This window comes from Chlorogloeopsis fritschii PCC 6912 (assembly GCF_000317285.1).
In the GTDB taxonomy this organism is placed as follows: Bacteria; Cyanobacteriota; Cyanobacteriia; order Cyanobacteriales; family Nostocaceae; genus Chlorogloeopsis; species Chlorogloeopsis fritschii.
Genome location: NZ_AJLN01000136.1, coordinates 1 through 13,552, shown reverse-complemented (window position 1 = coordinate 13,552; position 13,552 = coordinate 1). Strand labels below are relative to the sequence as shown.

The following is a 13,552-nucleotide window of genomic DNA, read 5'->3' as shown; positions in this document are numbered from 1 at the left end:
ATCCATAGATTGATTACAAAATTCAATTTTATGTTAATAACAACCACAGATAAAAACAGATGCACACGGATGATTTATCTGTGTTTATCTGTGTCCATCTGTGGTCGATTTATAAAATATGATTGAACCTCGTTAACAGGCTCCAAAATGATATTCAGAACCCCCAAAATTATTAATTTTTTAATTCATGAATAAACAACACTGTATTATTTACTTCCCAGAAACAGATTATCAACCGATCGCATTAGAAAAGCATCAGCAACTTTCTGAACATCTCACTGTAGAAAATTCTCCAGTTTTATTTGGTTGTCGTACTGGAATTTGTGGTACTTGCCTGGTAATGATAGCTGGTGATATTCCACCACCTAGTAAAGAAGAACAAGAAATTTTAGATATATTTGCATCGGCAAATAAACAAGCAAGACTTGCCTGCCAAGTCGAATTGACTAGCGATATTGAGATTAGGCTTTGTGGGGAACAAAAGTGAAATTTGAGGATTTTTGGTACATTGTTGCTTTGAGTAAACAGTTAAAATCAAATACAGTTTTGCAACGTACAGTTTTAGATGAGTGGTTAGTGATTTTTCGCGGGGATGATGGTAAACCTGTTGCATTACGCGATCGCTGCATTCACAGAAATAGCCGTCTTTCTCAAGGTAAAGTCTGTCAAGGAAAAATCCAATGTCCTTACCACGGTTGGATATACGACAAAACTGGCAAGGTGATAGCTGTACCCTCTGAAGGAGAAAATTTCCAAGTAACGCAAGCGCGCCGGGCTTTGCAATATGACACCAGAGAACAAGATGGATATATTTACGTGCGTCTAGCACAATACCCAACTGAGGAATTTGAACCTTTCCAAATGCCTTTCTATCAACAGCCGGCATGGGAGACGGTGCGCGTAATTAACCGCTTCCGCAATAACGTTACTAACTGTGTCGAAAACTTCATAGATATTCCCCATACCGCCAGCGTTCATCCTGGGGTTTTTCGCACACCTCGCCAACAAAAGCTAGAAATGACTGTAGAAAGACGGAATGGTTGTGTATTTGCACAATACCGTAATGAAACTACTAATCTCGGTTGGTTTACGCGCTTTCTCAACAGTAAAGGTTACGAGATTCGTCATACTGATAGCTTTCATATGCCGAATATCACTAGTGTTGAGTATGACATGAAACCACACAGACGGCTATTTATCACCAGCCAATCAGTTCCTGAAACAGAAGACTCAACTTTGGTTTACACTGATGTAACTTTTAACTATGGCATTTGGAACAAACTTGCAAGACTCTTTGTCCATTGGACTGCTCAATATATTATTCATCAAGATGTGAAGGCTTTGGGTATTCAATGGGAGGCGATCGCCAAGTACGGCAGCCATTTTGCTAACACGCCCGCTGACACCATCCACATTTTTGTTGAATCTATCCGCAACAAAATTGCTGTTGGAGAAGATCCCAGAACCCTACCAGATAAGTCTGTAGATCTGAAATTTTGGGTATAGCAGACAAACCAAATCTTGCTTAGACTTTAGAAAAAGAAGTGGCAGAGCCACTTCTAAGTAATTCCCAGGTAGAACCTGAAAGATAGTATAACGGGCAGAAAATATTCAAATAGTATAAAGTAACACTTATTAACTTATATGTTAGTTTTTGCCGTCTTTGTCATCTTGTTAACTCTTACTGTAGCAAACAATAAAAGACTCACTATATTTTTAAGCAAGAGTCGTGAAGACTGGATTTTAGATACTATTGGTTTGTGTTTTCAAGGAATAATAGTTCCTGTTTTTCAAATCACTTTTGTATATCAATTATATCAGTTTTTAATACCAAATTTTCAGGGAGAATTGAAACTGAATTTTCTTGCTAGTTTTATCATCAGCTTTGTTTTTGTAGATTACTTATATTACTGGAATCATCGCCTATTTCATACTAAATGGCTGTGGTCTATTCATCAAATCCATCATACAGTAACCTCACTAGATGTTTTAGGAACTTCTCGCAATACTTTGTGGACGAGTTTTTTTATTGTTTACTTGTGGATTCACTCGTTATTTATTTATTTACTACAAGATCCTAGCTGGTATATTTTGGGTGTCAGTTTAACTTCAGCTTTAGATTTATGGCGTCATAGTAAAATTTCACCACAACCACAATCATTTTTATATCAACTGTTATCACCCTGGTTAATTTTACCTTTGGATCATGCTTGGCATCATGCCAGTGATCATATTCCTGGTAATTATGGGGCAAACTGGAAAATTTGGGACAGGTTACATAGAACTTATCACGCACCTGAACAAGCACCATCTTCTTTAGGTATTCAATCTCATCTTTCCTTAACTAAAAAACTATTTTTTCCTTTTTAATTGACAAGCGATCGCTTAGATGGTTATCAATTTGAGTTGAGTTGTTTTCTTTCCGGAAAAGTGAGAATTGAGCGCCACGGTTTAACTGACAAAACTGACTAATCAGTAGGCTTTAGAACAGATACCGATTTTTCTGCAGCAAGCTGTAATTGGTGATAAGGCACAACCTTAGTATCATCAAGGGGAAATCACACAGCAAATGTGGCTAGTGTTATCTAATATTCTACAATGCCCCTATCAAGGTTTAATGAAGCGAATGTATCTCGAAACAAGATCCATAATGAGGATATTAATTGCTAAACACCCTATGGGAGCAACGTCGCTAAAGTCACCAGTCCGCGATCAGCCTTGCTTTCCTAAGGAAGAATTTAAGCACAGCCTCTTCCCTAGAAATAATATCGACAGTACCCTCCATTCCTAGTCGGATCGCACATTGATGTTTGCTTTGACCTAGAGAAAGACTTTCTGGCTCAATCGTTATCTCGTAGAATGCATTAATAGCAGATGTTTTTTGCTTAGTGGCTGTTATGGGGGTGGTGGTAGTACCATTTCCTTGCGGTACGATTGCATCTGGAGCAATTGTCTTCACTTTACCCTTGAGAGTGCCATAATCTGGATAAGGACAGGCAGAAACCCGCATCTGTACGTTTTGTCCTTGTTTCAACTTGTTTCTATCTTGAAGCCCTACCATCGCCTTCACCTCCACAGGAGCATTGCTGGGAACAATTTGGGCAATCTCCCCCCCCGCAGCTACAGTTTGACCAGGGTTTCGCAGGTTGAGCTTGGAGATGATGCCGTCGGCTGTGGCTGTAATCACTGTCTGGCTAAGATCTATATTAACTTGTTGAAATTCATGGGTATCGCGCTCTAGCTGTTTTTGGATTTCAATCCGTTGCCCGATCAGAGCAAGACGTTCTTTATCTAACGTCGCGATCGCGGCTTGTCCCGCAGCTTTTTCTTGGGCAAGACGCTCAGATGCGATCGCAACTTCTGCATGACTGGGATTGAGGGCGGCTCGAACGCGCTGCAATTTGGCTTTAGCTGCCTCAAGAGCTGATGAGTGCTGGCGAACGGCTAATTGTGCTTCCTCAAATTGGTCTTGCGACAAAGCTCCCACTTTGGCTACACCTTCGTACCTGTTTCGTTTGGTTTGGGCTGCCCTAAAACCAGCCATCGCGGCTTTGACGTTTGCCTGGGCTTCTTCGACATCAGCAGTAGTAATAATTTGCTTGTCCCGATAGTCTCGGCTGCGGTGCGAGAGTTCAAATTCAGCAGCAGCAACAATACGCTCAATTCGGTCAGTTTCGGCTCCCCTTTGGCGAGCGATCGCGCTAATTTGGGCGTCGATTTGAACTAGTTGTAATCGTCTTTGTTGAATATTGCTTTGCAGTTGGCTCTTTTTGGTTTGCAGTTTTGAGTTGTCAATCATGGCAATCACATCCCCTTTTTTGACAACCTGTTTTTCTGCAACAAAGACGCGCATCACCTGACCCTCTGTGGCAGCTTGAACTAGTCGCAATTCACCAGCAGGACGAACGGTAGCCTGTCCTTTGACTGTCACCTTATATCTAGTCACAGAGGCAATCGGAATGGCTAGTCCTACAGCACAGACAATAACTAGTGCGCCTACAGTAGTCCAACGACCAATTGGTGGAAGAAATTCATTGTCTTGAATTGGAGGCAGGTAGTCTGAGTTGGAATGACTAAGCATGATAATTTTATTTGCTAATTGCAGTAGATTTGCCATTAGAGGGAAAATTGGAAGATTGGGGTAAACCATTTGTTAATGGATCAACTCCATCTAAGAAGTCTAAGTGTTCGCCACAGCAAAGGCGCAGAGTTGCCGGAGTACCTTGAATTTTCAAACGTCCTTCTTCTAGCAGTACAATCCAATCAGCTCTTCCAATAACTTTGGGGCGATGACTAATCAGAATTGTGGTTTTGCCTAGTCGGTGAGACAGCAGTCTATCTAGCACTTGGGCTTCACTGACTGGGTCGAGAGCGCCAGTCGATTCATCTAAAATTAGTATGGGTGGATCGGTAACAATGGCTCTGGCGATCGCTAATCTCTGCTTTTGACCGCCAGAGAGATTCGCGCCAAATTCACCTAAAACAGTTTGATACTTGTCGGGTAATTTACTGATAAACTCATCTGCACCAGCAATCTCGCAAGCTGTGACAATTTGTTCAAACTGAATTTGGGGATAGCTAAAGCGGAAGTTTTCAATAATTGAGCGACTCCAGAAATGAGGTTCTTGAGGAACTAACACTACCTGTTGTCGCAGACATTCCAAAGAAAGGTCTTGCTGATTGTAGATTCCATAGCGGATATTGCCAGATTGAAGCGAATATAAGCCAGCCATGATTTTGGCGAGGGTGCTTTTACCACAGCCGGATTTACCAATTAAGGCAATGGTTTGACCACCTGGGATAGTGAGGGAAAAATCTTGCAACAGGTCAACTCTACCTGCATGGTGGAAATTGAGATCAGTGCAAGTAATATCTGCATTGCCAGGAATTTCTGTCCAAGGTTTTTTGAAATCTTTTTCGTCTTCTGGAGTAGCATCAATCACCTCTGTCAGACGTTGGATGACAATCTGGGCAGTAATAAACTCATCAACTAAGCCGATGACTGAACTCAAAAAGCCAAGAAAGTTGCCACTCATACCGCTAAAGGCAAGCAACTGACCGATGCTTAAGGTGCGATTAATTACCAAGTAGCTGCCTAACCAAAGTAAGGCAACACTAGTGCAACTGGAAAAAATACTAGTGATTGTGCCACTGTAAAGGCCCAGTTTCATCGTACTCCAGCCCAAGTTAGCCAACCGACCGTAATTTGTTTGATACTCTTGCCAAGCTTGGGGTGTGGCTTGGGTAGTTTTTAGCACCTGGACACCGCGAAAAGTTTCGACGAGAAAGCCTTGGTTTTCTGTACCTAAAACGATTTGGCTACGGGTTTTGGTACGTAAGGCAGGGAGAAACAGCAGGTTGACTCCTGTGACGATCGCAAAGGCAGCCAGGGAAGCTAAAGTTAGCCCCCAACTATAGAAGAGCATAAAACCCAAAGAAACCAAGGCGATAAAGAATTGGCTGGGTAAACCCAAGACAACTTCGGAAACTAGCTCATTGATGCGATCGACATCGGCAATGCGGCTGACTACTTCCCCACTGCGTCGCCCTTCAAAATACGAGAGAGGCAAGCGCAACAGTTGTCGCCCGTATTCTAGAATTAGTCCTAATTGCAGCCGTTGACCAAAGTGACCGATTAAGTGAGACTGGACTAAAGCGATCGCACTGCTAAATAAATTCATAGCGATCGTTCCAATTGCCACCACAGTTAACAGTTGGGTATCTCCCCGCACCAGCACATCATCGGTGAGAAGTTGCATCATCAAGGGAGAAACAAGGGAAAGCAGTCCGATGGCAATATTGATAGCAATGGCTTGAGCAAGAATGGCGCGATAGGGCAAAACTCGCTTCAGATAACGTCCAAAACCACCAACTTTATCTTCCGGTTGCTCGTAAAAGCGGCTGTCATCTGGCATCAGCAGCAGCATCACACCATTACCCCAACCCTCGACTAATTCCTTACGAGTGAGGTAGCGGATGCCTACAGCAGGATCAGCAATTACATACTTTTTCCCTTTTTGCCCGTACAAAACGACCCAGTGGTAGCCTTTCCAGTGAATGATGGCGGGTAGGGGAGCTTGATTGAGTCTGTCAATGAGTTGAGGAGTAGCTTTGACTTGGCGAGCATTAAATCCTATTGTTTCTGCTCCCCGTCGTAACCCTAACAGAGATGTTCCTCGCGCTCCCGTACCGATTGCTTCGCGGAGCCGACTAATAGCAAGGGTGCGTCCGTAGTATTTGGCAATTGTAGCAAGGCAAGCCGCACCACAGTCTTCTTCACTGTGTTGGAGGACAGTTTGATAGCGCATAGCGTTTTACCTGATTATTTGCAACAAATTTCCCCCGCCTGTCTACTTAAGGAGGGTTAATGTGCAACTGCTAGTTGAAATGTATGGCAGAGGAGAGGAAGCGCGATTCAGAGCAAATGCCCCAATCGCGCTGGATGTTCAGTTATTCAGATCTGAATTCTGATGTTTACTTCTGCTGCAAAGCTGAATGTTATAAAACATTATTCAGCCTTAGCGATCGCCTTCCCTATATTCAGGCAACGACTATCTGAATTGGGCCGACAACCCTCTTGCCGTCTTTTTTATCTGTGAACTGAATAAAATAGTTACCCGGTTTCTGTGAACCAAAATTGACGAAACTATTACTAGAAACATTCGCTTTTCCTACAGTAGTAGTTCCGATTTTTGTGCGGCGCTTGAGCGCAGCTGTGAACACACCATCATCGCCGCGGCTTGTGAGGGAACCTATCCTAAGACTAACTCTGGGATCTGCCGCAGTAACTGCAAACTGTCTTGAATCTAGAGCAAAGTCAAAATTGATATTACTGTTAATAACACTGGCTCCTCCCTCGATGACAGATGCTTCTGCGGAATTTAATTCGGTAAACAGTTGTTCATTCTGAAATTCATTCATCTTCTTTCTCCTTACAATTTACAAGTTTTCTGCTGTTGATAGCCAAATTGACTGTTATCGGCAACAAATAATGTGAAATTTAAACAATCCATTTGTTTGTTACTTTTAACGGTATATTTGGTAATCACACTTTAATATTCCAATATTGGACTCTCAGTAAAAATTGATTAGATAAACCAAAGACAATTTGGGTAACTAGCTTATTGATGTGTTCACATCAGCAATGCGATCAAGTAGTTGCGATCGCGACATTTTTAACAGAGAACTGAGATATTAAACAGCCTCAGAAATGGATGAATATTCAGAGGCTGTTTACTATCTAAGCAAAAATCCTATAACGGACAGAGAAGTCAAATCTATGCTATGCGTTTGAGAGAACTAATGTTGTCATGAAAACCCCACTGTTTCAACTGATGTGCATTATATTCTGCGCCTTTTCTTCCGCCTGATAGTGTTAAGTATTTACCTTCGCGGTTTATGTTCTGCCAAAATCTCCATGTTTCGCCCGCTGTAATCTTAATAGAGGAGGTCTTGTCGTTGAAATCGTAATAACGGAGGTCGTTATGCCCTTTATAAAACGTCAGCTTTCGCCCTTGATATCCTGCATCTTGGTATAAATATGCAGCACCTCCACTATATGTAGTAGCAAGCTCATTATCAAGTTCCTGAAACAGTTGTTCATTCTGAAATTCTTTCATCTTTTTTCTCCTTGCAATTTACAGTTGTTCTGCTGTCGATAACCAAATAGATTGTTATCATTAAAAAACAAATTGTCAGATTAACAATCTATTGCTTAACTTGCAATTAATTCTTGTTGATTAATTTCAAGTTAATTTCACTTTAGACGATTAATGATTAACTATGAAACTGAGAAATAGATGACTTTATATTGACTTATTACTGATTTCTAAAATATCTTTTTTAATTTTTTATTGAAAGAAAAATTAAAACTAATAAATGATTGAGTTGTTATTGAATTATTACTGCCTACACAACTCCTATCTTTCCTAGATGTATAGATTTAGGTTGTATTTTTGAATACAAAAGCTTACCGAGAAAAAGAATTAAGTATTGCTATGTCGTTTATTGTATGTGCTTATTATTACAAATAAGGAGAACTCAAATTTCTTATTTAATACTGAGTTATCACTGACTTGCAAAATAACTTTGCTTGCTGTTTTAAAATGTGCATAGCTTTATATACAATCAGCCATGCCACGCAAAAGAGGACTTAGAGTTCATAATGAATGCATTCAACAAGTTAAATCTGCTCTTGAGCATAGTTGTTTTGCAACTCTAATAGACCTAGCAGAAGCAGTAGGAATTGCTCTAGCCACTGTCCAAAGCTTTCTGAAAGGCAAACCTGTTTCTAGAGAGAATTTTTTTAAAATCTGTGAAGCGTTAGGTCTATCATGGGAGGATGTTGCTGACTTCTATGACAATACTATTGACCCCACTCCCGAACCACCCCTACAAAAGTTTATTGTCAGTATTAGGGATCTCAGTAATCAAGCTGCACCATCTTGTGCTCAACAATTACATGAAGCTTTGGAGACAGATGGACAAGCAGCATTAATAGCTGATAGCTGGTTACAATGTAGCGACGAAGAACTAGAGCAATACGAGTGTTTCCTGCTGCTAGTTTCCAAAGACTCAGTAGCAGACATCATTATGAAAGAAGTAAAACGGGTTCGGCAGTTGTGTAATGCTCAACCCAACAAAATTCTTTTACTTATTCACATTAAAGAATCAATATCTTTACCGCTTAACCATCCTCTACATAAAGAGCTTCAAGGCATTGAACATTTAGAGTGGCAATCATCAACTGATTCTCAAACCCTGGTAGTAAAAATTATAGAATTGCTGGAGAGTAAATCAATATTTACAAATGATTTGAAAGATTTAGTAAATAACGTATCTAGGCTTGAACTTACAAGTAATTGGTTACTAACTTATGTTGGTGAAAATCCATTGTATAAGTTAAATGATTTTATTATTGACTTGAAAAACAAAGAAAATCGTCGAATTCAGTCTGGATATTCTTACTGTGGTGTAGGCCCCACTCGAATGTGGAATCATGCCTGCTCTGACCCTGCTTACCATATGCTAAATAATATTCAAAGATTTCCTCAATATGCCAGAAAACTTGCTCATTTAGTTGATAAGGAGCGCTATAACTTCGTTAGTCTTGGCGTGGGTGAGGGAACTAAGGATAAAGGTATTATCTTGGATTTCTTCAACGAAGATGGCAAAACTCAGCCCCGTGACAATTTTTTATATGTACCAGTTGATATGAGTCGTGAAATGTTAAGAGTAGCTGTTGGAAAAGTTCAAGAGTTACCAGTTCATCGTCGCATAGCTATTCAACGGGACATTGAAACTCAAGATGGTATGACAGAGATTGCTCAAATTGCCCAAATATTTGGACAAGAACAACCCATAATGTATGGGTTTATTGGTAACACCATCGCTAATGTTGAGAAACCGAAGCAAGTTCTTGATAACATTGTGCGAGTAATGAGAGATGATGATCTACTACTTTTTGAGGTTCAGATTATTGACCCTTACAAACTAGAGCCAAGAAATTTCCAGAGAACAATAAGTTCTATTCAAGCAGAGTATGAAAATATCTCATTTCGGAAGTTTGCATTTAGCGCTCTTCTACAGAACGCTTTTCTAAACCTGACTCCGATTGAGAGGGATGATTTCTATACAGTTGAGGTATCCTCGAACGATTGGCAGAATTATGGTCAGGTAATACAAATCGATTGTTTCTTTGAAAATAAAAGCACCAGACCACTTCACATGATACTTGCAGAGGAGGAAAATATAATATTAAATCCACAAGAAAAAATCCGCCTTTATCGGTCTCGAAAGTTTCTTCAAAGCACTCTTCACAACTTCATTAAAACAAGCAACCTCAGCATTCTTGGGGAGGAAATGTATTTACATGAAGAGAAAGGCACTGGTTTTATAGTAATGATGCTCCAACGGCAAAAGTAATTGTTTAAGTGGGACGAGCCACAGTCACTTTCCTCATAGTCAACTTCGTGCAATAATTAAGAATATTTCTTATTTAAATAAGAGATAGTTGTAGCTTACTGCGATGTCTATTACAAAAGCGATCGCTATGATTAGCACTATTTCACAATAAAGTATACTGGGCTCAACCATAAACATTCCATCCATTACAGGTTTTGCCTTTTGGATCATTTCAAAAAGCGCTTCAGTACTAACCATATATTAGCTAAATGATGAAAAAAGTTATCATTAAACCATGACAAAAATTTTTACAGACACAGATTGGGATGAACTGTGTGAACAAAATTCTTATCAATCACAGGGTTTTGAAGTTATCGAGCAAAGAAAGATTCCAGATATCTGTAATACCTATGACTGGTGTGCACAGTTACGGGGTGGATTATCTCTTTCTATACATGAGGTAGAGTTGATTAACGATCTTGTATGCATTCGCGATCGCTTGGATGATTATCAATTTGGGTTGAGTTTTTTTCTTTCTGGAAAAGTGAGAATTGAGCGCCACGGTTTAACTGACAAAACTGACGAATCAGTAGGCAAATATTATTCAGAATGTAACTTCGATATCAAAGAAACTGAATGGTGGAAAGCCGGAGAGAAGTTTTCAAGAATTTATCTGAAAATCGAACCACAGCAATTTTTTCAAAGTTTTGGCGAAGAAGATTTAGAACAAATACCAATTTTCCTACGGCAAGCTGTAATTGGTGGTAAGATACAACCTTATTATTATCAAGGGGAAATCACACAGCAAATGTGGCTAGTGTTGTGTAATATTCTACAATGCCCCTATCAAGGTTTAATGAAGCGAATGTATCTCGAAAGTCAGGCAATGGAATTGATTACGCTGTATTTCCAGCAATTCCAAGAGCAGGAGATACACGATCGCAGCTTTCCAGCGAGGAAGTTGAGAGATGTTGACAGAATTTACCAAGCTAAGGATATTTTGCTGAGTAATTTAGAAAATCCACCCAGCCTAATAGAGTTAGCGCGAGAAGTAGGGCTAAATGAATTCAAATTAAAACGTGGGTTTCGTCAAGTTTTTGGGACATCTGCGTTCAAATATTTGCACGACTATCGACTGGAAAAAGCCAGACAACTTTTAGCGTTAGGAGAAATGAAGGTTGAAGAAGTGGCATTGAGGGTAGGTTTTGACAGTCGCAGTTACTTTGCCTCAGCTTTCCGTAAAAAATTTGGCTTGAATCCCAAACAATATTTTCAACATTGCCAAAAATCCCTCTAGCGTTCAGAAAAAATCCCTCTAGCGTTCAAATAGAAAATCTGAATCCCCTATGATACATACACCGCCAGATTAGTTAGGAAATTTTCTTAATACTGCAAGTGGTGTGAGGGAGTGTAGGTGGATAAATGAAATTAGATAAATTGTTTCAAAGCCTGCTGCTAACAAGTGCGATCGCTTTTTTGTTCAGTACTGCTGCCAAAGGAGAGAATGTTTCACAAGTCAACAAAAACATTCCTCAACTGAGCGAAGTTGAGCTTCCTGCAACTAGCGCTCAAATATTGGTACAACAATCCGCACCAACCGATACTCAGAACCAAGGCGGTATTGTGCTAATTACGGGAGTAAAAGCTAATCCTACAGATCGGGGTGTGGAAGTAATTTTACAGACTTCTGTTGGTGAAAAACTACAAATCACAAATCGTAGTGAAGGGAATAACTTTATTGCTGATATTCCTGGTGCTCAACTGCGTTTACCCAATGGCGATGCTTTTACATTTCGTTCCCAAAAACCAGTTGAGGGTATTGCTGAGATCGCAGTTATAAATCTGAATGCCAATACTATCCGCGTAACAGTGACTGGTGAAGCAGGGTTGCCAACAGTTGAGTTATTTGACAGCGATGAGGGTTTAATTTTTGGTTTGACACCTGCGGCAACTGCTATGCAGCCAGCAAGTGAAACACCACAAGAAGAACCATCGGTGCAGCAGGATGAGCCGATTGAGTTGGTGGTGACGGGGGAACAAGACAGTTATCGCGTACCAGATACTTCGGTGGGAACGAGAACCGATACGCCATTGCGAGATATTCCCCAATCGATTCAGGTAGTACCACAGGAAGTATTGCGCGATCGCAACGCCAGAAACATCACAGACGGATTGGAAAACGTTAGCGGTATAACCGCAATTGGAACTGCCTCCGGTGGTGGAACTAGAGATTATTTTTCTATCCGAGGCTTCGAGGCTTATGGCGCTCTTGTAAACGGACTCCCCGATCCACAAATTACTTCAGATGGCAGCTTTATCAATGTGGAAAGACTAGAAGTGTTAAAGGGGCCTGCCTCGGTTTTGTATGGAGAAAGTGGATTTGGTGGCATCGGTGGCACTGTCAATTTTGTTACTAAACAGCCATTGCCCGATCCTTTCTACGAAATAAGTGCGACCATTGGTAGTTTTAATGATTACCAGGGAGTAATTGATTTTTCAGGGCCATTTAATGATTCTAAAACGGCTCTCTACCGCTTTATTGCTGGCTATCGGAGCAACGAAAGTTTTATTGACTTTAACACAGCCAGAACGCTTTCTATTGCTCCCAGCTTGAGTTTTAGCTTAAGTAAAAATACTGACTTGGCTGTAGAAGGTGATGTCAACATTTTAGAACGGAATGGGCAGCAACCTGAAGGATTACCAGCAGTAGGGACAGTGCTACCAAACCCCAACGGCAGAATACGTCGCAGTTTTAGCCCAGCAGGGCCAGTAGCAGACAACCTAACCATTAATGGTAGAGTTGGATATCGCTTCGAGCATCGATTTAATGAAAACTTGAGACTGCGCAACGCATTTCGCTATACCTTTTATGATGATGACCTCAACGACTCACCTGATATTGGCCCGACTGATTTAGCAGATGATAATCGCACGCTGAATCGCGAAGCTTACCTTGGTAAACAATTTTACGATACTTATTATCTAGATACAAACCTGCTGGGTAAATTCAGAACAGGCTCAATTGACCATCAACTTCTTTTCGGCTTCGACTTGAGGCGAAATATCACAGATGTCACATTTGAATTTGGAATTCCTGTCGCCCCGGTAGATATTTTCAATCCAGTTTACAACCAAACCGCTGTTCCTACTGGTATTCTTAGCTCAGATAGCCTTACAACTAGAGATACGCTTGGTATTTACCTCCAAGATCAAATTACCCTAGCAGAGAACTTGAAGTTTTTACTAGGTGGACGGGTGGATATATTTGAGGAGCGCAAAACCGATCGACTTACGAATGAGGAAACTAGCCAATCAGACACTGCATTTAGTCCACGGGTGGGGATTGTTTACCAACCTATTGCGCCCATTTCCCTGTATGCTAGTTACGCGCGATCGTTTGCTCCTACAATCGGTATATCTGCTACTGGAGAAGCATTCCAGCCAGAACGGGGAACCCAGTATGAAGTGGGCATTAAAGCAGATGTGAACGAGCGACTTTCGGCAACCCTTGCTTTCTATGATTTGACGCGCTCGAATGTGACGACAGACGATCCTGATAATCCTAACTTTTCGGTTCAAACTGGAGAGCAGAGAAGTCAAGGGATTGAATTGGATATTAGCGGCGAAATTTTACCAGGATGGAACATTA

Annotated in this window: 10 protein-coding genes; 6 read left to right on the top strand and 4 right to left on the bottom strand. The window is 40.8% G+C overall.

The window, feature by feature from the left end:
• Window positions 1-187 precede the first annotated feature (187 nt).
• The 3 genes from UYC_RS0130300 (at window position 188) to UYC_RS0130290 (ending at window position 2,370) form a co-directional block, all read left to right on the top strand.
• The gene (locus tag UYC_RS0130300; RefSeq protein WP_016877906.1) at window positions 188-487 is read left to right on the top strand and encodes a 2Fe-2S iron-sulfur cluster binding domain-containing protein; all 300 of its coding nucleotides are present in this window, start codon (window positions 188-190) and stop codon (window positions 485-487) included.
• A complete protein-coding gene (locus UYC_RS0130295; protein WP_016877905.1) occupies window positions 484-1,506 on the top strand; it encodes an aromatic ring-hydroxylating dioxygenase subunit alpha in 1,023 nt (340 codons plus the stop codon). The genes UYC_RS0130300 and UYC_RS0130295 overlap by 4 nt, the downstream gene beginning before the upstream one ends.
• 138 nt (window positions 1,507-1,644) lie before the next feature.
• Window positions 1,645-2,370: a sterol desaturase family protein gene (locus UYC_RS0130290; protein ID WP_016877904.1), complete on the top strand. Its 726-nt coding sequence runs from the start codon at window positions 1,645-1,647 to the stop codon at window positions 2,368-2,370.
• A gap of 328 nt (window positions 2,371-2,698) precedes the next feature.
• Here the strand turns inward: UYC_RS0130290 and UYC_RS0130285 are convergent, their stop codons facing one another.
• The 4 genes from UYC_RS0130285 to UYC_RS0130270 form a co-directional block, all read right to left on the bottom strand.
• Window positions 2,699-4,117 (bottom strand): HlyD family secretion protein, encoded by a 1,419-nt coding sequence (locus UYC_RS0130285; protein ID WP_016877903.1) that lies wholly within the window; start codon window positions 4,115-4,117, stop codon window positions 2,699-2,701.
• Window positions 4,089-6,308: a peptidase domain-containing ABC transporter gene (locus tag UYC_RS0130280; protein WP_016877902.1), complete on the bottom strand. Its 2,220-nt coding sequence runs from the start codon at window positions 6,306-6,308 to the stop codon at window positions 4,089-4,091. The genes UYC_RS0130285 and UYC_RS0130280 overlap by 29 nt, the downstream gene beginning before the upstream one ends.
• A gap of 232 nt (window positions 6,309-6,540) precedes the next feature.
• Window positions 6,541-6,921, bottom strand: coding sequence for a hypothetical protein (locus UYC_RS0130275; protein WP_016877901.1), 381 nt, complete (start codon window positions 6,919-6,921; stop codon window positions 6,541-6,543).
• Between the two features lie 356 nt (window positions 6,922-7,277).
• Window positions 7,278-7,619: a beta/gamma crystallin-related protein gene (locus tag UYC_RS0130270; protein WP_016877900.1), complete on the bottom strand. Its 342-nt coding sequence runs from the start codon at window positions 7,617-7,619 to the stop codon at window positions 7,278-7,280.
• A gap of 514 nt (window positions 7,620-8,133) precedes the next feature.
• Here UYC_RS0130270 and UYC_RS0130265 point away from each other — a divergent pair.
• The 3 genes from UYC_RS0130265 to UYC_RS0130250 form a co-directional block, all read left to right on the top strand.
• Complete coding sequence (locus tag UYC_RS0130265; RefSeq protein WP_016877899.1) at window positions 8,134-9,924, top strand: L-histidine N(alpha)-methyltransferase; 1,791 nt, start codon at window positions 8,134-8,136, stop codon at window positions 9,922-9,924.
• 274 nt (window positions 9,925-10,198) lie between these two features.
• Complete coding sequence (locus tag UYC_RS0130255) at window positions 10,199-11,200, top strand: helix-turn-helix transcriptional regulator (protein WP_016877897.1); 1,002 nt, start codon at window positions 10,199-10,201, stop codon at window positions 11,198-11,200.
• 125 nt (window positions 11,201-11,325) lie between these two features.
• A partial coding sequence (locus tag UYC_RS0130250) for a TonB-dependent siderophore receptor (protein ID WP_016877896.1) occupies window positions 11,326-13,552 on the top strand: 2,227 nt, incomplete at its 3' end.

Bases quoted from the DNA above. Each gene is read 5' to 3' on its own strand.
- UYC_RS0130265 (WP_016877899.1), top strand. From the start codon at position 8,134: ATGCCACGCAAAAGAGGACTTAGAGTTCATAATGAATGCATTCAACAA.
- UYC_RS0130255 (WP_016877897.1), top strand. From the start codon at position 10,199: ATGACAAAAATTTTTACAGACACAGATTGGGATGAACTGTGTGAACAA.
- UYC_RS0130280 (WP_016877902.1), bottom strand. From the start codon at position 6,308: ATGCGCTATCAAACTGTCCTCCAACACAGTGAAGAAGACTGTGGTGCG.
- UYC_RS0130275 (WP_016877901.1), bottom strand. From the start codon at position 6,921: ATGAATGAATTTCAGAATGAACAACTGTTTACCGAATTAAATTCCGCA.
- UYC_RS0130290 (WP_016877904.1), top strand. From the start codon at position 1,645: ATGTTAGTTTTTGCCGTCTTTGTCATCTTGTTAACTCTTACTGTAGCA.
- UYC_RS0130270 (WP_016877900.1), bottom strand. From the start codon at position 7,619: ATGAAAGAATTTCAGAATGAACAACTGTTTCAGGAACTTGATAATGAG.
- UYC_RS0130285 (WP_016877903.1), bottom strand. From the start codon at position 4,117: ATGGCAAATCTACTGCAATTAGCAAATAAAATTATCATGCTTAGTCAT.
- UYC_RS0130300 (WP_016877906.1), top strand. From the start codon at position 188: ATGAATAAACAACACTGTATTATTTACTTCCCAGAAACAGATTATCAA.